The sequence below is a fragment of the Streptomyces sp. SCPE 10 genome (assembly GCF_051980735.1).
Classification (GTDB): domain Bacteria; phylum Actinomycetota; class Actinomycetes; order Streptomycetales; family Streptomycetaceae; genus Streptomyces; species Streptomyces misionensis.
The window spans coordinates 819,662-838,400 of sequence record NZ_CP197069.1; the positions used below are offsets into that span (position 1 = coordinate 819,662).

Sequence of the window (18,739 nt, forward strand, 5' to 3'; positions counted from 1 at the left end):
CCCGGCACCTCCACGGACCGGCCACCGCTCGCCGCCGACGGCCGCGGACGATGGCACCAGAAGCCCCGAATACCCCGAATGCCGTACATGTGAATCGGTCCTATGGTGCTGTCATGGAGCACGCACTGAGTCCCGCAACCCTTGCCGAGCTGCGGCGCCCGCGGCCCTATCCGGCAGTGTCCGTGCTGACCCCGACGCATCGCCGGGGCGCCGGGAGCGACCAGGATCCGGTCCGGCTGCGCAATGTGGTGGCCAAGGCCAGGAAGCGCCTGGAGGCCGATCCGTCCGTGACCCGCGAGCGGCGCGCGGACGTCGACGCCCAGCTCGACCGGGCGCTCGCCGAGGTGGACCTCACCCATGCCGAGGACGGCCTGGTGATCTTCGCGGCGCCGGGCGAGCACCAGGTCTGGTCGCTGGCCCGCAGCGTCCCCGAGCGCGTGGTGCTCGCGGACACCTTCCTCACCCGCAACCTGGTCGCCGCCCAGGTGTCCGAGCGGCCCTTCTGGGTGCTGTCGGTCTCGGCCGACCGGGTCACCCTGTGGAGCGGCGGCGTGGACCGGGTGGTGGAGGACCACTCCGGGGGCTTCCCGCTGATCCGCAGCCGGGAGAACTTCGACGCCGAGCGGCAGGAACGCATCGGCGATCTGCCGAGCACCTTCCGCGACGAGGGCACCCGCCAGTTCCTGCGCGAGGTGGACACCGCGATGGCCTCGGTGCTGCGCGAGCAGCCGCGCCGGCTCTACGTCACCGGGGAACGGGCGGCACTCTCCTTCCTGGACGAGGTGGGCAGCGTCGCCAAGAACGCCGTGCACGTGGCGCACGGCGGGCTCGCCCACTCCGGTCCGGACGCCGTGTGGCAGGCCATCCGCCCGGTCCTGGAGGAGGAGGCCGCGAAGGACACCGACAGCGTGGTCCGGGAGCTGACCTCCGCACGCGGCCACCGCACCTTCGCGGCCGGCCTGGACGAGCTGTGGCAGAGCGCCCGGGAGGGCCGGGTGCGGCTGCTCGCCGTGGAGGAGGGCTTCCGCGCGGTGGCCCGCGACGACGGCGAGCACCTGGTGCCGGCCGAGCCCGGCGACCTGGACGCCCGCGACGACGTCGTGGACGAGATCGTGGAGCAGTGCCTGGAGACCGGCGCCGAGGTCCGCTTCGTGCCCGACGGCACGCTGGGCGAGGAGGACGGGATCGCGGGGGTGCTGCGGTTCTGACCTCCCGGGCCGGGGCTTGAGAGCGCGCTCCCCCCTCGACGTACGCTACGCGTGATCGTCGAGGCGAGGGAGCGCGCGCATGGGTGAGCCGCTGGGTGTGGCGGTGCTGGGGGCCGGGCACATGGGGGCCGATCACATACGGCGCCTGGACCGGGTGGTCAGCGGCGCCCGGGTCGCGGCCGTCGCCGACCCCGACGCGGAGCGGGCCGCGGCGGCGGTGGCGGGGCTCGCCGACGTCACCGTGCACACCGATCCCGAGGCCGCCCTCGACGCGCCCGGCGTGGACGCCGTGCTGATCGCCTCCCCCGGCCCCGCGCACGAGGCCGCGCTGCTCGGCGCGTTCGCGCGGAACCTGCCGGTGCTGTGCGAGAAGCCCATGGTGCCGGACTCGGCCGGCGCGCTGCGGGTCGTGGAGGCGGAGGCCCGGCTCGGGCGGCGGCTGGCGCAGATCGGGTTCATGCGCCGCTACGACGCCGAGTACCGGCGGCTGAAGGCGCTGCTGGACGGGGGTACGCTCGGCCGCCCGCTGATGCTGCACTGTGTCCACCGCAACGTGTCCTCGCCGCCCGGCTTCACCAGCGCCCAGCTGATCGACAGCTCCGTCTCGCACGAGATCGACGCGGCCCGCTGGCTGCTCGGCGAGGAACTGACCGCGGTGACCGTGCGCCGCCCGGCGTCCTCCCATGCCGCGCCCGAGGGGCTGATCGATCCGCAGTTCGTGCTGTTCGAGACCGAGCGGGGTGCCCTGGCCGACGTCGAGGTCTTCGTCAACTGCGGCTTCGGCTACCAGGTGCGCTGCGAGGCGGTGTGCGAGGCGGGCGCCGCGCGGATCGGCGAGGACCACTCCATGCTGGTCACCGCGGCCGCGAGCGCCCGCCGGGAGGTGGCGCGGGACTATCTCGTGCGCTTCGCCGACGCCTACGACCGCGAGGTGCAGGACTGGGTCGACGCCACCCGGGCCGGCCGGGTCACCGGGCCCGGCGCCTGGGACGGCTACGCCGCCTCCGTCGTCGCGGAGGCGGGGGTCCGGGCGCTGGAGAGCGGCGACCGGGTGGCCGTCGAACTCGCGCCGCGCCCGGACCTGTACGCCGCGGTCAGCCGCTGACGCTGGGGGCGCCGGTCTCCAGGTGCCCGGTGAACCGGCGCGACCAGGTCGGGTCCGAGTCGACGGTCACCGTGAAGTCGTACCAGCCCTCGGTGTACGCGACGGCGTTGAAGAAGTCCTCCGCCGTGGCTCCGGCGGCGACGGTGTAGGTCCAGGGGCCGTCCCCGCGGTAGTGGCCCGAGGTGATGGTGAACGTCACCGGCGCGCTGCCGGAGTTGGCCATCCGGAAGTAGACGGCGAGCTTCCCGGTGCCCGGCTCGACCGCGTAACGGGTGCTCACCTCCGCGGACTTGCCCGCCTTGGTGGCATCTCCGGAAAAGCGGCGCAGGAAGCGGTTGGGGCCGACCATGGTCAGGTCGTACTTGCCGTCGCCGTACCCGGAGCCGATGTTGAAGTAGTCGGAGGCGGTGCCGCCCGCGTCGACCGTGTACTGCCAGGGCGTGGTGTCGCGGTAGGCGTTGGGGTGGATGGAGAAGTGGGCCGCTCGGGTGGCGGGCGCGCCCTGGTTGGTCATCACGAACCAGGCGAGGATCTTGCCGCCCGAGCCGAACTCCAGCCGGTCCAGGTACCCGCCCGGCTGGTACGGCAGCGCGCGGGCCGGCCGGGTGCCGGGCTCCTGGGCGGGCAGGGCGTTGTCGGTGGGCACCGGGTTGGGCAGCGAGGCGCAGTTGCCGATGCCGATGACGCTGGTCGCGGGCAGGGACACCGGGCCGTTCACCGGGTGGGCGAAGTCGAACACGCCGGTGAGGTCGCCGCTCACCTTGCGCCGCCAGTCGCTGATGTTGGGGCAGGTGGCGGGCGTGCCGAGGGCTGCCGTCCAGGTCTCCAGGAAGCGCAGCACCGAGGTGTGCTCGAAGACCTCCGAGGAGACCCAGCCGCCGCGCGTCCAGGGCGAGATGACGATCATCGGGACGCGGAAGCCGAAGCCGTACGGCACCCCGCCCAGGAACTCGCCGGCCGTGCCGGCGGGCGGGGACGGCGGGGGTACGTGGTCGAAGTAGCCGTCGTTCTCGTCGTAGTTGAGGAACAGCACGGTGGAGTCGAAGACGTCCTCGTCGGCGGCGAGGGCCTGGTAGACGAGATTGACGAAGTGGGCGCCGTCGCCGGGCGGGGCGTAGGGGTGCTCGGAGAAGGCCTGGTTGGCCACCACCCAGGAGACCCGCGGCAGGGTGCCCGCCAGCACGTCGGCCTTGATGGCGGCGGCGATGTCGTCCGGGGTGGAGCCGGTCGCCTTCGGCACCGAGGACATGCCCCGGTCGTACAGCGGGTCGCCCGGTCCCGCGCCCGCGAACCTGCTGAAGTACGCGCAGGCGTTGTCGCCGTAGTTGTCGGCGGCGTTCTGGTAGACCTTCCAGCTCACGCCGGCGGCCTGGAGCGACTCCGCGTAGGTCTGCCAGGTCAGACCGGACTCGTCGCCGCCGTCGTTGCTGGAGGAGTCGACCTTGCCGCTCCACAGGTAGGTGCGGTTGGGGCCGGTGGCACTCAGCGTGGAGCAGAAGTAGGCGTCGCAGATGGTGTAGTTGTCGGCGAGCGCGTAGTGGAACGGGATGTCCGAGCGGTCCAGGTAGCCGAGCGAGCGGACGTTGCCGACGCCCGCGACCCAGTTGTCCAGGCGGCCCTTGTTCCACGCGGAGTGCTGCGAGGACCAGGAGTGCGGCAGGTCGCCGTTGCACTGGGCGAGGGTCTCGCCGTCCTTGCCGGCCGCCGACGGGGTGGAGCTGAGCTTCCACGGGTACTGGCGGCCCACCTGGTTCGGCTGGTCGAAGACCGAGTGGCCGCCGGAGAGGGTGATGCCGCTGCGGTCGCCGAAGCCGCGTACGCCCTTCAGGCGGCCGAAGTAGTGGTCGAAACTGCGGTTCTCCTGCATGAGGATCACCACGTGCCTGACGTCCTTGATCGTGCCGGTCGCCGTGGTGGCGGCCGCCGCGGCCGGGCGTGCGGTGGCGCCCAGCGCCATCCCCGCCGCCACGGAAGCGCCCAGCCCCACGAATCCCCTTCGGCTGATCGGTGTCATTCGCCCGTCCTCGGTCACGGGAGTGCCCCAGCGGCACACCGCGGGCCAGGCTGCCCGTGCCGGCCGGCAGCGTCCATACCCGTGCGGTGAGGCGAAGGTGAACAACGTTCAAAGATGCCGGCCCGCCGGGCGGGGAGCACGGAAAGCCGCTCACACCCCGCCGAACAGGGCCGTCAGCCCCCGCTCCACCACCGCCGCCATGTCCTCCTGCCCGGCCGCCACCACCCCGTAGCTGCGCACCAGGAAGCGGCGCAGGGTCGTGGTGGGGAACTGGAGCAGGGCGAGACCGTAGGGCGAATGGAACTCCAGTACGGTCCGGGTGCGGCCGTACGGCCAGATCTGGACGTCACCGCGCCCGGCCGGGCTGCGCAGCCCCTGGTCCAGCAGGGAACGCGCGAAGGTCCAGCTGACCTCCTCGCCGTCCAGAGCGGCCTCCGCCGGGAAGTCCACGAAGACGGCGAGGGGGTCGCGCGCGGTGTAGCGCAGGGTGGCCGTGACGGGGATCTCCCGGTCCTCCGCGGTGATCAGCCGGGCGAGCGCGGGTAGTTCGATGGTGGTCTCCATGCCTTTAAGGAGTCCGCCGGGGCCTTCCGCATGGCGTCAAATCCGGTCAGAGTTCGATGGGTACAGGCCGGACCCGGTCACCGGGGAGCACCGCGCCGTCGAACAAACGGTTGACTGCGTCTTCGGAGGGCCGGGCCGTCCACCAACTCTCGTATCTTTTCTACGAATTGACCGCCTCATCGGGCGCGTCGGCACCGTGCAGGAGTCACCGGGGGAAGACTCTGGCATATGCCGGAAGCACCACCGTATCGTGTGTTGCCAAATCGCTTACGGGGCGTCGCGCGCTGTGCGACAGTCGTTGCGGTCCCCGTCCCGCAGTCCTTGCCGTCCCCCCTCTTCTCGGAGTGCGACATGCCGTCACCGGTCTCCGCGGACCGCTCAGCCGCCCAGCCGCCCGGGCACGACCCGGTCGAGGCGTTGATCAGGCAGGCGCGGCGGCTCAAGGGCGAGGTGGACGCGGTACGACGGGACGCCCGCGCCGACGGCCCGGACCCCGAGGAGCGCTGGCAGCGCGCCCTGTACGACCTCGCGCTCCACCAACTGGACGACGTGGACGCCCACTTGGCCCAGCTGCGGGACGGCCCCGCCCCCCTGCCCACGGGCCCCGCACCGGCCCCGAGCCCGGCACCGGCCGCCCGCGCCCCGCGCGGCTCGCTGCTCAGCCGGGTCGGCAGCGCGGAGTGGAACCTGCTGACGGACGAGGCGACCTGGTCCGCCGAGCTGTACCGCATCCTCGGCCTCGACCCCGAACTGCCCGCCCTCACCCTGGACGAACTGCCCTCGCTGGTCCTGGAGGAGGACCGCGCGAAGCTGACCGCGCTGGTCACGGGCTGTCTGATCGACGGCAGGCCGATCGACGGCGAGTTCCGGGTGCGCCGGCCCGACGGCTCGGTGCGGACCGTGCACATGATGGGCGAGCCGGTGCTCGGTCCCGACGGCGGCACCGCCTCGATGTGGGCCGTGCTGCGGGACGTCAGCGCCCTGCGCCGCAGCCAGCGGGCCGTGCGCGAGACCCGGGACTCGCTGCGGCAGCACCGGCACCGGGAGCGGGCCGAACAGCGGGTCGCGGCCGAGTTGCAGGAGGCCGTGGTGCCGCCCTGGCGCGGTTCCCTGCGGCCCCCGCACCGGGGCCCGGCCACCTTGGACCTCGCCGCCCACCGGCTGTCCTCGGACGGCGGCGACCCGATCGGCGGGGACTGGTACGACGCGCTGGAGCTGGCCGACGGCGAGACGCTGCTCAGCGTCGGCGACCTCACCGGGCACGGGGTGGCCGTCGCGTCGGGCATGGCGACCCTGCTCGGCGCCGTGCGGGGCATGGCGATGACGGGCACCCAGCCCGGTCGGCTCCTATCACTGCTCAACCAGTTGCTCGACGCCACGGTGCAGCCCGCGCTGGGCAGCGCCGTCTGCTGCCGCTACCGGCCCGCCACCCGGACCCTGGTCTGGGGGCAGGCGGGACACCCCGCCCCGCTGCTGTACCGCGACGGGACGGGGCGCGCGCTCGGCGCACCGCGGGGCGTACTGCTCGGCGCCACCAGGAGTGCCGTCTACGAGCAGGCCGAGGTGACCCTCGTACCGGGCGACCTGCTCCTGCTGCACACCGAGGGACTGGTGCCCGGGCAGGACAGGGCGGCGGCCGAGAACCGGCTGCTGGGCCTCGCCCCCCGGTTCGGCGCGGCGCGCACGGCGCAGGACTGTGTGCGGGCGCTGGTCGAGGAGTTCGGCGGGGCCGGACGCGAGGAGGACGCGTGCGTGCTCGTCGCCCGGGTCACGGCGTGAACCGTCACCTTGCCGGCCGGGTGGGCCGGCCCTGAGGGCGTCAGCGCGTACGGTCCGCTCCGCGGGGCGGAAGCGGTGCCACTCCCCTACGCCTGGGCGCGGTTCCGGCTCTTCGCCCTCGGCTTGGGCAGGGCGAGCCTGATCTCCTCCCGCAGCTCGTGGATCTTCGGGTAGCCCGCGTACTGGGCGGTGAGCCGGTACATCTCGCGCAGCCGGTCCCAGGTGCGGCGGGAGGAGTTCGCCCCCATCGACATCAGGGCGAGGCGCGCGTAGCGGTCGGCCTGCTCCGGGTCGTCGGCGATGAAGCAGGCCGAGGCCATGGAGAGATGGTCGAAGATCTTCGAGCGCTCCCGGCCGTCGACGCGCAGCGCCAGGGCCTTGTCCGCGTAGTGCTGGGCGTGCACGGCCGCGTCCGGGTCGAACTCCGCCAGGGTGCGGTAGGCCAGGGCCTGCATGCCGTACAGGTCCTCGGCCTTGAAGGTCTGCATCCAGTCCAGCGGCTCGCCGTCGCCCCGGTCGGCGACGAACATGTCCTCCGCCTGGCCGAGGGTGCGGCGCATCGCCTGGCCCTTGCCCATGGACGCCTGCGCCCAGGCCTCGATGGTGTGGAACATCGCCTTGGTGCGCGGCTGGAGGCGGTCGCCCGCGCCGGACTGGGCGAGCTTCATCAGGTCCAGCGCGTCGTCCGGACGGCCCAGGTGGACCATCTGACGGGCCGCGCGGGACAGCGCCTCGCCGGCGCGCGGCCGGTCCCCGCCCTCCCGGGCGGCGTGCGCCGCGATGACGAAGTACTTCTGGGCGGTGGGCTCCAGGCCGACGTCGTGCGACATCCAGCCCGCGAGCACCGCGAGGTTGGCGGCGACGCCCCACAGGCGCCGCTGGAGGTGGGGGGGATGGCGGTAGGCGAGCATGCCGCCCACCTCGTTGAGCTGGCCCACCACCGCCTTGCGCTGGAGCCCGCCGCCGCGGGCCGCGTCCCAGGCGCGGAACACCTCGACGGAACGCTCCAGTTCCTCGATCTCCTGAGACCCGATGGGGGCGGCCTCGTAGCGGTCGAATCCGGCGGGGTCGGGGTGCAGGGGGTCGTCGAGGGCAGGGGCGTCGGCCCTGAGGACCGGGTCGGTGTGCAGCCAGTCGTGCATGGCGCTGCTGAGTGTGGATCCCGCGGCGAGCGCGGCGCCCGCGCCCACCAAGCCGCGTCGGTTGAGCATGAGGTCCATTCCCGTGAATTCGGTGAGGACCGCGGCGGTCCGCTCGGGCGCCCACGGCACTCCGTCGGGATGTTCCTCGATCCCGTCGCCCTGCCGTTTCCCTGCCCGCCCGTGGCGCACCAGACCGAGGTCCTCGATGGTCACGACACGGCCGAGACGCTCGGTGAACAGGGCGGCCAGCACCCGCGGCACGGGATCGCGCGGGATCTCTCCCTTGTCGATCCACCGCCGGACCCGGGAGGTGTCGGTCGCCAACTGGGGGTGGCCCATGGCCGCCGCCTGTTTGTTGACCAGCCTCGCGAGTTCGCCCTTGGACCAGCCGGTCAGGCCGAACAGGTCCGAAAGGCGGGTGTTGGGTCGTCCGCTCACGTCAAGCCCCCAGGTTCTCGGCTGAGTTGACAGTAGCCGGGTGAGGGTTGCCGGGCGACTATTCGCCAGGGTTCGCCAGGGTGCGCCAGATGGTGTGCCAGGGGCCATCGGGTGTCAGGTAGGAAAGCGCCACCCCGACCCGGTCCCCCCGGGGACATTCCCCAGGGTGTGCCCGGGAGCCCGGGCCGGGCCGGCGCGAGGACCCCACAGGCAGGCACCGCAGGCAACGAAGGGATCTGTATCTCCCATGTACGCGGCAACGTCCTCCGTGTCCGCCCCGCCCAGGCCGTTGCGCCCCCGCCCGGCGGGCGGCGGGCCGTATCTCGACCCGGCGGTGCGTCCGGGCGGCCCCGTGCTGGGTGCGCCCCGGCCGCGGCGGATCCCGGGCCAGCCCGGCACGCAACCGCTGAGCGGGAGACTCGACTTGTCCGGCCCCCAGGGCGCCCCGCTGCGCGCGGCGATCGCCGCGGTGCAGCGGATCTGCCCGGAGTTCGCGCCGGTCCAGGTCCTGCGGCGCAGCGGCCGGTCCGTACTCTTCGTCGGTACGACGGGACGCGCCACGGCCGTCGCCAAGTGCCTGCTGGACCACTCGCCCGCATGGGCGGAGCGCAGCAGGCACGAAATAGCCGTATACCGCTCGTTCGTCCGGCACCGGCCTCCGGTCCGGGTGCCCCGGCTGATCGCGGCGGACCCGGACAACTGCACCCTGGTCATCGAGCGGATGCCGGGCCGGGTGGCGGCGCTCCAGCGGCATCCGATGGAGGCGCCCCCGCGTGCGGACATCCGGACGGCGCTCGGCGCGATCTGCCGGGTGAACGCCTGGCGGCCCCCGGCCGGCCTGTTCGACATGCCGCTGGACTACGCCGCCCGGATCTCGCGGGACCACGAGCTGGGCCTGCTCACCGACCGGGACCTCGGCGACCTGCAGAAGCTGCTGCACGGCATCGCGCACGAGGTGGGCCGCCAGGGCATGCTCCAGTTCTGCCACGGCGACGCGCTGCTGTCGAACATGCTGCTCTCCCCGACCGGCCCGGTGCTGGTCGACTGGGAGCACGCGGGCTGGTACCTGCCGGGCTACGACCTGGCCACGCTGTGGCTGGTGCTCGGTCAGGCCCCGGCGGCCCGGCGGCAGATCAGCCAGATCGCCCAGTCGGCGGGCCCCGCCTCCCGGGACGCCTTCCTGGTGAACCTGATGCTGCTGCTGACCCGGGAGATCCGCCGGTACGAGACGGCCGTACAGCGTTCGATGCAGGACCCGGCCCCGGTGGCGGCGGGCACCGCGCGCCCGGGTGCCGTGCCGTCCGGCGAGGAGCAGCGGCTGCTGCTCAGGCGGCTGCACGACGACTGTCAGATGGCCCGCAAGGCGGTGCGCGCGGCGGTCGGCACCCGCTGACGGGGACAAGGGTCCGCGGTGCGCCGGGAGCGACGGCGCACCGCGGACCCTCCGCTGTGCGGGTTCCGTCCCGAGGGCCCCTTAGTGGTCTACTCCACTGACGCCCCGCAGGCCCGGCCACCATCGTGGCGAAACTCGCCGAAACCCTTCGTGACATGGGAAATCTCGGCGGCGAAGGCATCATTGACGGATCGTCGGCGAGCCGATACCACTGACCCAGCTCGGCGCCGCACGCCCCGCCACGCCCACCCGTCACAGGAGGCCGCATTGCGAGGTTCCGCCACTGACTCACCGTCCGCCCCCGGCCACAGACATCTGCGCAGGGCCGCCGTACCGCTCGCCGCGGCCGCCCTGCTGCTGCCGCTCTTCGGCGCGGCCCCCGCCCAGAGCGCCCCGGACTCCGCCCCGGACCGGCTCCAGTCCGCGTTCGCCGCCGCGTCCACCGAGTACCACGTGCCGCAGAGCGTTCTGCTGGCCGTCTCCTACCTCCAGTCCCGCTGGGACTCCCACGGCGGCGCGCCCAGCGTCTCCGGCGGCTACGGCCCGATGCACCTCACCGACGCCCGGACCGCGATCGCCACCACCGAGCACTTCGCCGACGGCACCGAGGACGCCCGCGGCGACGACGCCCGCCCCGCCCTGGCCCCCCGGGCGACGGTGCCGGCCGACTCCGCGCTGCCGGCCCGGCTGAAGACGCTGCCCCGGGCGGCGGAGCTGACCGGCATCCCGGCCGCGCGGCTGCGCACCGACCCGGCGGCCAACGTGTCCGGCGGCGCCGCCCTGCTGGCCGCCGCGCAGCGGCAGCTGGGCGAGCCGCTCAGCGCCGACCCGGCCGACTGGTACGGCGCGGTGGCCCGCTTCTCCGGTGCCGACGACACGGCGACCGCGGCGGCGTACGCGAACGACGTGTACGACGTGCTGCGCAGCGGTGAGCGGCGCACCACGGACGCCGGCCAGCGGGTCTCCCTCACCGCCGAGCCCTCGGTCGCCCCGGACACCGCGCAGCTGGCGCGGACCGGTCTGCGCACGGCCGGGGACGACGGCGCCGAGTGCCCGAAGTCGGTGTCCTGCGAGTGGCTCCCGGCGGCGTACGCGCAGTTCGGCGACAACGACTACGGCAACCACGACCTCGGCGACCGGCCGGCGTCGCAGCGGATCAAGTACATCGTCATCCATGACACCGAGGGCGCCTGGGACGGGGTGCTGAACCTGATCCAGGACCCGACCTACGTGTCCTGGAACTACACCATCCGTTCCACCGACGGACTGATCGCCCAGCACGTCAAGGCGAAGGACGTGGCCTGGCACGCGGGCAACTGGGACGTCAACGCCCGCTCGATCGGCATCGAGCACGAGGGGTTCCTCACCGACCCGGACGCCTGGTTCACGGAGGCGATGTACCGGTCCTCGGCGCGGCTGGTGAAGTACCTGTCCACGAGGTACGGCATCCCGCTGGACCGGCAGCACATCCTGGGGCACGACAACGTGCCGGGGCCGACGGCGTCCAGCGTCCCGGGGATGCACACCGACCCGGGGCCGTACTGGGACTGGGCGCACTACTTCCAGCTGCTCGGGCACCCGTTCAAGAAGACCGCGGGCAAGCGGGGCGGCCTGGTGACGATCCGGCCCGACTACGCCGCCAACCAGCCGGTCTACACGGGCTGCGAGACGGCGGGCGAGCCCTGCGCGGCGCACGCGTCCAGCGAGGTGCGGCTGTACTCGGACCACGACGTCGACGCGCCGCTGATCAAGGACATCGGGCTCGGCAAGGCGCCGACGGCCGACGTCAACGATCTGTCCTCGCGGGTCTCCACCGGCCAGCAGTACGCGGTCGCCGACCACTGGGGCGACTGGACGGCCATCTGGTACCTGGGGCAGAAGGCCTGGTTCCAGAACCCGGCCAAGCATCCGGCGGCGGTGCCCGCCAAGGGGCTGGTGATCACCCCGAAGGACGGGCTGACCGGCATTCCGGTGTACGGCCGCGCCTACCCGGAGAAGGCCGCGTACCCGGCGGGGGTGCCCGTCCAGTCGGTGGTGTCCCTGCCGTACACGATCCCGGCGGGGCAGAAGTACGTGGTCGGTGACGAGATGCCGGGCGAGTACTTCTACTCGGTGACCTTCACGCCCGAGTCGCACCAGGTCGTGCAGGGCAAGGACCTGTACTACGAGATCCAGTACGGGCACCGGGTCGGCTTCGTGCGCGCGGCCGATGTGACGGTGGAGAACTCCGCCGGCTAGCGGGGCCTCAGCCCTGCTGGAAAAGCTCCGCCGGGAGCGGCTTCAGCAGGGCGTACAGGTCGTCCGTGATGGGCCGGTCCCAGGCGGCGATGGTCACGAGCACGCCGTCGCTGCGGTCGAACTGCACACAGGAGATCCGGCTCTCGGAGAGCTTGAGGCGGCGCACGATGAGCAGGTTGTCGCCCTGGAGGACGGGGGTGTCCTCGGTGCCGACGACGGTGACCTCCTCGTCGTTCTCCAGCGCCAGCAGCAGCTGGCCCACCTCGAAGGGGATCTCCCCCTCGGCGACCTCGCGGGCCGGGGAGCCCTCCGGCAGATTGCCGATGATCATCGCGGGGCCGCGGCCGCCGAAGAGGTCGTAGCGCAGGAAGACACCCTGGCAGGTGCCGTCGGGCGCGGGCAGCAGTCCCGCACCGAGATTGCCCGGCCAGTCGCCCGGGTCCATGGCCAGCACGTCGAAGTCGGGCCCGGCGGGAGTGGCACTGCGGCGGCGGAGGAACGACATGCGGCCATGGTACGTGCCCGGACCGGGGCGGGTGACCTGTGGGCGCCCACAGGGGGGTGGGGTGCGACGGTACCGGCCGGGCGGCGAGGGGCGGCCGGTTGCGGCGGGTACGTGCCACCGCGGCCCCCGCCGCCGCGACGCCCCGGCAAGCCCCGCCGCGCGGCCGGTCCCGTTCCGGTCAGTCGCCCTCGGGGGCCGGGGGCAGGACCGCGACGGGGCTCGCCGCGTGGAGCAGGACGGCCTGGGTGACGGAGCCCATCATCCGGGCCGGGGCCAGCAGCCGGCGGCGGTGGCGGCCGACGACGACCAGGTCGGCGTCGCGGGAGGCGGCGACGAGGTTGCCGGCCGCGTCGCCGGGGACGGCATCGGTGTCGGCGCGGACGCCGGGGTGGCGTTCGCGGTGCGGGGCGAGGAAGCCCTCGGCGAGGCTGCGGGTCTCGCTCTCGATGGTTTCCTGGTCGGGCATGGGCGGCACCAGTTGGCCCGGCGCGGACCACGTCTGGAGGGGCCACGGGTAGGCGGCGAGCACCTGGAGGCGGGCACCGCGCAGGGACGCCTCGGTGAAGGCGAAGGCGAGTGTCGCGTCGTCGGGGCTGTCGACGTTCAGGCCGACGACCACCCGGGGCCCGGGCTCGGCCGGGCCCTCGCCGTGCACCTCCCGGCCGGGCCGGGGTACGACGACCACCGGGCAGCGCGCGTCCCGCGCGGCGGCGAGGCTGCTGGAGCCGAGCAGCAGGCTGGCGAAGCCGCCCCGCCCGCGGGAGCCGAGCACCAGCAGCTGGGCCTCGCCGCCGAGTTCGGGCAGCACCGCGCCGGGGGCGCCCTCCAGGGCGACGTACTCGACGGCCTCGGGTGCCCGGTCGCCGAGCCCCGCGCGCGCCGCGTCGAGGACGGGGTCGGTCTCCTCCTCGGGCGGTCCGGCCACCAGGACGTCGGTCTGGCCCCAGGCGGCGTACTGGCGCACATGGACCACCCGCAGCGGTGCCGCGCGGCGCCGGGCGGCGTCCGCGGCCCACTCCAGGGCACGCAGGCTGTCCTCGGAACCGTCGACGGCGGCGACGACCGGCTCGGTGCTCATGCTTCCCCACCTCCGGAATGCGATCTTCCCGTTGCTGGGACCACCCTCTCAGGCGGCGGCCCCGGCGGGGCGCTCCGGATCGCGTGTCAGGCACGCCGTGTGACCGCAGGTCGGGTGCGCCGGCCCGCGCACCCCGCGGTCCGGCCCCGTTGCGGGGGATCAGGTGAGGTCGAACTCGCCCTCGCGTGCGCCGGAGACGAAGGCGCCCCACTCGGCGGGGGTGAAGATCAGGGAGGGGCTCTCCGGGCGGTCGCTGTTGCGCATCGCGATGAAGCCCTCGACGAAGGCGATCTGGACATCGCCCAGGCCTCGGCTGCTGGACTGCCACTCGGCCTTGCTGAGGTCCAGGTCCGGCTTGTCCCAGCCCACGAGCGGCTGCTGCTGGGTGGTGCTGTCGGCCACGTCCGTGCTCCTCCCGGTGTCGTCGTCCGCGGCTCAGCCTAGCGACCGCTCCCGGTGCCCAACAGCCATCGTGGGGAGGACTTTCGCCGCTCCGGCGGCGCGGCGCCAGCCGACCGGACGGCCGCGAGGGCGCTCGTGATCACCACAGCCGGCGGGGTGTCCCGGCCGGTGGTCCGCCGCAACGCGTTCGCGGTGGGCCGGTCGGCGTCGCGTCCCGTGTCCGGCGCGGAAAATCTCCGCAGCCCCCTTGTCCAAAACCCCCTGGTCCTGAATTACTGGCCCCGAACAGTTCGACCGAATGATCGGTCGTCCGTAATGTGCGGTTGGTAAGGAGACGTGCCGATGGCGGATGCGAGGGATCTGCTCGACGCGGGCGAACGGCTCGGCCCCGAGGAGTTGCGGACGCTCCAGCTGGAGCGGCTGCGCGCCTCGCTGCGGCATGCGTACGAGCACGTGCCGTTCTACCGGGAGTCCTTCGACAAGGCGGGGGTCCGCCCGGAGGACTGCCGGTCGCTCGCGGATCTCGCCCGCTTCCCTTTCACCACCAAGGCGGACCTGCGGGCGCACTACCCCTACGGGATGTTCGCGGTGCCCCGGGAGCGGATCCGCCGGCTGCACGCCTCCAGCGGGACGACCGGGCTGCCCACCCTGGTCGGGTACACCGACAACGATCTGTCCATGTGGGCCGACATGGTGGCCCGCTCCATCCGGGCCGCCGGCGGGCGCCCCGGTGACGTGGTGCACGTGGCGTACGGGTACGGGCTGTTCACCGGGGGCCTGGGCGCCCACTACGGGGCGGAGCGCCTGGGCTGTACGGTCGTCCCGGCGTCCGGCGGCATGACCGCCCGGCAGGTGCGCCTGATCCAGGACCTGGAACCGGGCGTGATCATGGTGACGCCCTCCTACATGCTGACGCTGCTGGACGAGTTCGAGCGCCAGGGCGTGGACCCGCGCGAGACCGCGCTGCGGGTGGGGATCTTCGGGGCGGAGCCCTGGACCGAGCAGATGCGGCGGGAGATCGAGGAGCGGTTCGCGATCGACGCCGTCGACATCTACGGGCTGTCCGAGGTGGTCGGCCCGGGGGTGGCCCAGGAGTGCGTGGAGACCAAGGACGGGCTGACCGTCTGGGAGGACCACTTCTACCCGGAGGTGGTCGACCCGATCACCGGCGAGGTGCTGCCGGAGGGCGAGCGGGGCGAGCTGGTGTTCACCTCGCTGACCAAGGAGGCCATGCCGATCGTCCGGTACCGGACCCGGGACCTGACCCGGCTGCTGCCCGGTACGGCCCGGGTGTTCCGGCGGATGGAGAAGATCTCGGGGCGCAGCGACGACCTGGTGATCCTGCGCGGGGTCAATCTGTTCCCCACGCAGATCGAGGAGATCGTGCTGCGCACCCCCGGGGTCGCGCCGCACTTCCAGCTGCGGCTGACCCGGGAGGGCCGCATGGACGCGCTCACCGTGCGCGCCGAGGCCCGCCCGGGCGCCACCCCGGAGGCGCGGGAGGCCGCCGTCCGGTCCATCGCGACCGAGGTGAAGAACGGCATCGGTGTCTCGGTGGACGTGGAGATCGTGGAGCCGGAGTCGCTGGAGCGGTCGGTCGGCAAGATCCGCCGCATCGTGGACCTGCGCCCGCGCGACCCCGGGCAGGGCTGAGGCGGGGCCGGCGGGCGGGTCTCAGTTCCGCCCGAAGCGGTCCCGCAGGTCCCGCTTGAGGATCTTCCCGCTGGCGTTGCGGGGCAGCTCGGTCACGAACAGGATCCGCTTGGGCGCCTTGAAGGACGGCAGCGTCTCCCGTACGTGCGCGACGAGTTGGTCCTCCGTCACCTCCCCGCGCGGGACGACGACCGCCGTGACGGCCTCGATCCACCGTTCGTCGGGCAGGCCGATCACGGCGGCCTCCGCCACCGCCTCATGGGTGTACAGGGCGTCCTCGACCTGGCGTGAAGCGACCAGCACGCCGCCGGAGTTGATGACGTCCTTCACCCGGTCGACGATGGTGAAGCAGCCGTCGGCGTCCCGGACGGCGAGGTCCCCGGAGTGGAACCAGCCGTCGCGGAAGGCCTCTTCGGTCTCCTCGGGCTTGCCCCAGTAGCCCTCGCACAACTGCGGCGAGCGGTAGACGATCTCGCCCGTGGTGCCGTCGGGCACCTCTTGCCCGAGTTCGTCGACCACCCGCGCCTCCACGAACAGCACGGGCCGGCCGCAGGAGTCCAGCCGGCCCTCGTGTTCGGCGGGGCCGAGGACCGTGGCGAGCGGGCCGATCTCGCTCTGCCCGAAGCAGTTGTAGAGGGCGAGGTCGGGCAGGCGCTCGCGCAGCCGCTCCAGGACGGGCACGGGCATGACGGAGGCGCCGTAGTACGCCTTGCGCAGCCCGCCGAGGTCCCGGGTGGCGAAGTCGGGGCGGTTGGCCAGGGCGATCCACACGGTGGGCGGCGCGAACAGGCTGTCCACGCGGCCGGTCTCGATCAGGTCGAACAGCAGGTCCCCGTCCGGCGCGTCCAGGATGACGTTGGTCGCGCCGACCGCGAGGCAGGGCAGCAGGAAGACGTGCAGCTGCGCGGAGTGGTACAGCGGCAGCGCGTGCGCGGGGCGGTCGCCGGGCCGCAGGTCGAGGGCGGTGATGGCGCTCAGGTACTCGTGCACCAGGGCCCGGTGCGTCATCATCGCGCCCTTGGGCAGCGCCGTCGTACCGGAGGTGTAGAGCAGCTGCGCCAGGTCCTCGGCGGACGGTCCGGGGCCGTCGTACGGCGGGGTGCCGGCGAGCCGGGTCAGGAACGAGTCGTCGCTGTCGCGCAGCGCCATGACCCGTACGCCGGGCGGGAGTTGTCCGGCGAGGCCGGGGTCGGCGAGCACCAGGGCGCTGCCGGACTGGCCGACGATGTAGGCCAGGTCGTCGCCGGTGAGGTGGTGGTTGACCGGGACGTGGACGAGTCCCGCGCGGGCGCAGCCGAGGAAGGCGATCAGATAGGCGTCGGAGTTGTGGCCGTAGGCGCCGACCCGATCGCCGGGGGCGAGGCCCTCGGCCAGCAGCAGCGCGGCCGCGCGGGAGACCGCGTCGTCCAGTTCCCCGTACGTCCAGCTCCGCGTGCCGTACTCCACCGCGACCCGGGTGGGGGTGCGGCGGGCGCTGCGCCGCAGCATCGCGTCGACCGTGCTGCCGTTTCCGTGCCTCATGACCGCCGATCCTCGGTGCGCCGGGCGGCCGGGTCAAGGAGCGTGACGTGGGCGGACCGGAGCTGCCGGGTCCGCCCCTGCCGGCCGGGGTCGCGCAGTGCGTCAGTCGCGCCGCTCCAGCACGGCCATCGCCGCGTTGTGCCCGGGTACGCCGCTCACTCCGCCCCCGCGCACGGCGCCCGCGCCGCACAGCAGGACGCGCGGGTGTGCGGTCTCCACGCCCCAACGGCCCGTGTGCTCCTGGGCGTAGGGCCAGGACAGCGCGCGGTGGAAGATGTTGCCGCCGGGCAGCCGCAGGTCCCGTTCCAGGTCGAGCGGGGTCTTGGCCTCGATGCAGGGGCGGCCGTCGGCGTCGGTGGCCAGGCAGTCGGCGAGGGGTTCGGCGAGGTGGGCGTCGAGCTGGGCGAGGGTGGCCGCCAGCAGGCGCTCGCGTGCCGTGTCGTTGTCCTCGGCGAAGAGCCGGGCCGGGGTGTGCAGTCCGAACAGGGTGAGTGTCTGGTAGCCGGCCGCGGCGAGTTCGGGACCGAGGATGGTGGGGTCGGTCAGGGAGTGGCAATAGATCTCGGAGGGCGGGGCGGCGGGGAGTTCACCGGCGGCGGCCTGGGCGTGGGCGGCGGCCAACTGGCCGTATCCCTCGGCGATGTGGAAGGTGCCCGAGAAGGCTTCGCGGGGGTCGACGGCCGGATCGCGGAGCTTGGGCAGCCGGGTGAGCAGCATGTTGACCTTGAGCTGGGCGCCCTCGGCGGGCTCGGGGGGCGCCTCGCCGGTGAGGGCGGCCAGTTCCCGCGGGGAGGCGCCGACCAGGACGTGCCGGGCGGCCGCGACGCCCTCGCCGTCGGTGGTGCGGTAGGCGACCTCGACGCCGTCGGCGCCGGTGTCGATGCGGACCGCCTCGTGTCCGGTCGCGAGCACCGCGCCGGCCGCGCGGGCCGCCCTGGCGAGGGCGTCGGTGAGGGCGCCCATGCCGCCCACGGGCACGTCCCAGGCGCCGGTGCCGCCGCCGATGACGTGGTAGAGGAAGCAGCGGTTCTGGGCCAGGGAGGGGTCGTGGGCGTCGGCGAAGGTGCCGATCAGGGCGTCGGTGAGCGCCACGCCCCGGACCAGGTCGTCCTCGAAGTGCTCCTCCACCGCGACCCCGATCGGCTCCTCGAACAGGGCCCGCCAGGCGGTCTCGTCGTCGACGCGGCGGCGCAGTTCGTCCCGGGTGGGCAGGGGCTCGGTGAGGGTCGGGAAGACGCGCCGGGCGACGCGACCGGTCATGCCGTAGAAACGCTGCCAGGCGGCGTGTTCGCGCTCCCCGCCGGTCAGCCGGGCGAAGGCCGCCCGGGTGCGTTCCTCGCCGCCGCCGACCAGCAGTCCGGTGGGCCGGCCCGCGCGTTCGACGGGGGTGTACGAGGAGATGGTGCGGGTGCGGACGCGGAAGTCCAGGCCGAGGTCGGCGACGATCTTCGGCGGCAGCAGGCTGACCAGGTAGGAGTAGCGCGACAGACGGGCGTCCATCCCGGTGAACGGCCGGCTGGAGACGGCGGCCCCGCCGGTGTGGCCGAGCCGCTCCAGCACCAGCACGGAGCGCCCGGCCCGGGCCAGATAGGCGGCGGCGACCAGGCCGTTGTGGCCGCCGCCCACGATGACGGCGTCGTACGCGCGGGTTCCCTCGTTCGCGGACATGGTCCTTCGTAACACGCGTTGATCCACGGCG

14 protein-coding genes are annotated in these 18,739 nt (G+C 73.5%); 6 read left to right on the forward strand and 8 right to left on the reverse strand.

Annotated features, from left to right (window positions below; all coding sequences use genetic code 11):
- The first annotated feature begins 113 nt into the window (after nucleotides 1-113).
- Both ACSP97_RS03905 and ACSP97_RS03910 read left to right on the forward strand, forming a co-directional pair.
- Entirely contained in the window at nucleotides 114-1,208 is a 1,095-nt protein-coding gene (locus ACSP97_RS03905; RefSeq protein ID WP_440556312.1) for a baeRF3 domain-containing protein, read from the forward strand.
- Between the two features lie 79 nt (nucleotides 1,209-1,287).
- Nucleotides 1,288-2,313, forward strand: a complete 1,026-nt coding sequence (locus tag ACSP97_RS03910; protein ID WP_440556314.1) for a Gfo/Idh/MocA family protein — start codon at nucleotides 1,288-1,290, stop codon at nucleotides 2,311-2,313.
- On the opposite strand, the gene ACSP97_RS03915 is transcribed toward ACSP97_RS03910, so the two are convergent.
- Both ACSP97_RS03915 and ACSP97_RS03920 read right to left on the reverse strand, forming a co-directional pair.
- Complete coding sequence (locus ACSP97_RS03915) at nucleotides 2,303-4,327, reverse strand: phosphocholine-specific phospholipase C (RefSeq protein ID WP_440556316.1); 2,025 nt, start codon at nucleotides 4,325-4,327, stop codon at nucleotides 2,303-2,305. The two genes, ACSP97_RS03910 and ACSP97_RS03915, sit on opposite strands and share 11 nt — an antisense overlap.
- A 150-nt stretch (nucleotides 4,328-4,477) precedes the next feature.
- Nucleotides 4,478-4,891: an SsgA family sporulation/cell division regulator gene (locus ACSP97_RS03920; RefSeq protein ID WP_355148820.1), complete on the reverse strand. Its 414-nt coding sequence runs from the start codon at nucleotides 4,889-4,891 to the stop codon at nucleotides 4,478-4,480.
- A 351-nt stretch (nucleotides 4,892-5,242) separates the two neighbouring features.
- Between ACSP97_RS03920 and ACSP97_RS03925 the strand changes: the two genes are divergently transcribed.
- Nucleotides 5,243-6,670 (forward strand): PP2C family protein-serine/threonine phosphatase, encoded by a 1,428-nt coding sequence (locus ACSP97_RS03925; RefSeq protein ID WP_440556318.1) that lies wholly within the window; start codon nucleotides 5,243-5,245, stop codon nucleotides 6,668-6,670.
- Nucleotides 6,671-6,756: 86 nt separating this feature from the next.
- Here the strand turns inward: ACSP97_RS03925 and ACSP97_RS03930 are convergent, their stop codons facing one another.
- Nucleotides 6,757-8,250, reverse strand: coding sequence for a DNA-binding protein NsdB (locus tag ACSP97_RS03930; RefSeq protein ID WP_358673937.1), 1,494 nt, complete (start codon nucleotides 8,248-8,250; stop codon nucleotides 6,757-6,759).
- Nucleotides 8,251-8,497: 247 nt separating this feature from the next.
- Here ACSP97_RS03930 and ACSP97_RS03935 point away from each other — a divergent pair, with 247 nt between their 5' ends.
- Both ACSP97_RS03935 and ACSP97_RS03940 read left to right on the forward strand, forming a co-directional pair.
- Nucleotides 8,498-9,643, forward strand: coding sequence for an aminoglycoside phosphotransferase family protein (locus tag ACSP97_RS03935; protein WP_364730501.1), 1,146 nt, complete (start codon nucleotides 8,498-8,500; stop codon nucleotides 9,641-9,643).
- Between the two features lie 267 nt (nucleotides 9,644-9,910).
- The gene (locus ACSP97_RS03940; RefSeq protein WP_440556321.1) at nucleotides 9,911-11,881 is read left to right on the forward strand and encodes an N-acetylmuramoyl-L-alanine amidase; all 1,971 of its coding nucleotides are present in this window, start codon (nucleotides 9,911-9,913) and stop codon (nucleotides 11,879-11,881) included.
- Nucleotides 11,882-11,888: 7 nt separating this feature from the next.
- Here the strand turns inward: ACSP97_RS03940 and ACSP97_RS03945 are convergent, their stop codons facing one another.
- From ACSP97_RS03945 to ACSP97_RS03955, 3 genes are all read right to left on the reverse strand, one after another.
- The gene (locus ACSP97_RS03945) at nucleotides 11,889-12,386 is read right to left on the reverse strand and encodes a hypothetical protein (protein ID WP_070026621.1); all 498 of its coding nucleotides are present in this window, start codon (nucleotides 12,384-12,386) and stop codon (nucleotides 11,889-11,891) included.
- Between the two features lie 178 nt (nucleotides 12,387-12,564).
- Complete coding sequence (locus ACSP97_RS03950; protein WP_355148832.1) at nucleotides 12,565-13,464, reverse strand: universal stress protein; 900 nt, start codon at nucleotides 13,462-13,464, stop codon at nucleotides 12,565-12,567.
- Nucleotides 13,465-13,623: 159 nt separating this feature from the next.
- On the reverse strand, nucleotides 13,624-13,866 hold the full coding sequence (locus ACSP97_RS03955; protein ID WP_355148834.1) for a DUF397 domain-containing protein: 243 nt from the start codon (nucleotides 13,864-13,866) through the stop codon (nucleotides 13,624-13,626).
- Nucleotides 13,867-14,208: 342 nt separating this feature from the next.
- Here ACSP97_RS03955 and paaK point away from each other — a divergent pair, with 342 nt between their 5' ends.
- The gene (paaK, locus tag ACSP97_RS03960) at nucleotides 14,209-15,519 is read left to right on the forward strand and encodes a phenylacetate--CoA ligase PaaK (RefSeq protein ID WP_355148836.1); all 1,311 of its coding nucleotides are present in this window, start codon (nucleotides 14,209-14,211) and stop codon (nucleotides 15,517-15,519) included.
- Nucleotides 15,520-15,540: 21 nt separating this feature from the next.
- Here paaK and ACSP97_RS03965 read toward each other — a convergent pair whose 3' ends face one another.
- Together ACSP97_RS03965 and ACSP97_RS03970 are read right to left on the reverse strand one after the other, a co-directional pair.
- Complete coding sequence (locus tag ACSP97_RS03965; RefSeq protein ID WP_440556323.1) at nucleotides 15,541-17,040, reverse strand: fatty acyl-CoA synthetase; 1,500 nt, start codon at nucleotides 17,038-17,040, stop codon at nucleotides 15,541-15,543.
- Nucleotides 17,041-17,142: 102 nt separating this feature from the next.
- The gene (locus ACSP97_RS03970; protein WP_355148840.1) at nucleotides 17,143-18,708 is read right to left on the reverse strand and encodes a phytoene desaturase family protein; all 1,566 of its coding nucleotides are present in this window, start codon (nucleotides 18,706-18,708) and stop codon (nucleotides 17,143-17,145) included.
- Between the last annotated feature and the right edge of the window lie 31 nt (nucleotides 18,709-18,739).

Excerpts from the sequence above, each read along its gene's own strand:
- ACSP97_RS03905 (WP_440556312.1), top strand. The coding sequence starts at position 114 with ATGGAGCACGCACTGAGTCCCGCAACCCTTGCCGAGCTGCGGCGCCCG.
- ACSP97_RS03910 (WP_440556314.1), top strand. The coding sequence starts at position 1,288 with ATGGGTGAGCCGCTGGGTGTGGCGGTGCTGGGGGCCGGGCACATGGGG.
- ACSP97_RS03915 (WP_440556316.1), bottom strand. The coding sequence starts at position 4,327 with ATGACACCGATCAGCCGAAGGGGATTCGTGGGGCTGGGCGCTTCCGTG.
- ACSP97_RS03920 (WP_355148820.1), bottom strand. The coding sequence starts at position 4,891 with ATGGAGACCACCATCGAACTACCCGCGCTCGCCCGGCTGATCACCGCG.
- ACSP97_RS03925 (WP_440556318.1), top strand. The coding sequence starts at position 5,243 with ATGCCGTCACCGGTCTCCGCGGACCGCTCAGCCGCCCAGCCGCCCGGG.
- ACSP97_RS03935 (WP_364730501.1), top strand. The coding sequence starts at position 8,498 with ATGTACGCGGCAACGTCCTCCGTGTCCGCCCCGCCCAGGCCGTTGCGC.
- ACSP97_RS03945 (WP_070026621.1), bottom strand. The coding sequence starts at position 12,386 with ATGTCGTTCCTCCGCCGCCGCAGTGCCACTCCCGCCGGGCCCGACTTC.
- ACSP97_RS03950 (WP_355148832.1), bottom strand. The coding sequence starts at position 13,464 with ATGAGCACCGAGCCGGTCGTCGCCGCCGTCGACGGTTCCGAGGACAGC.
- paaK (WP_355148836.1), top strand. The coding sequence starts at position 14,209 with ATGGCGGATGCGAGGGATCTGCTCGACGCGGGCGAACGGCTCGGCCCC.
- ACSP97_RS03965 (WP_440556323.1), bottom strand. The coding sequence starts at position 17,040 with ATGAGGCACGGAAACGGCAGCACGGTCGACGCGATGCTGCGGCGCAGC.
- ACSP97_RS03970 (WP_355148840.1), bottom strand. The coding sequence starts at position 18,708 with ATGTCCGCGAACGAGGGAACCCGCGCGTACGACGCCGTCATCGTGGGC.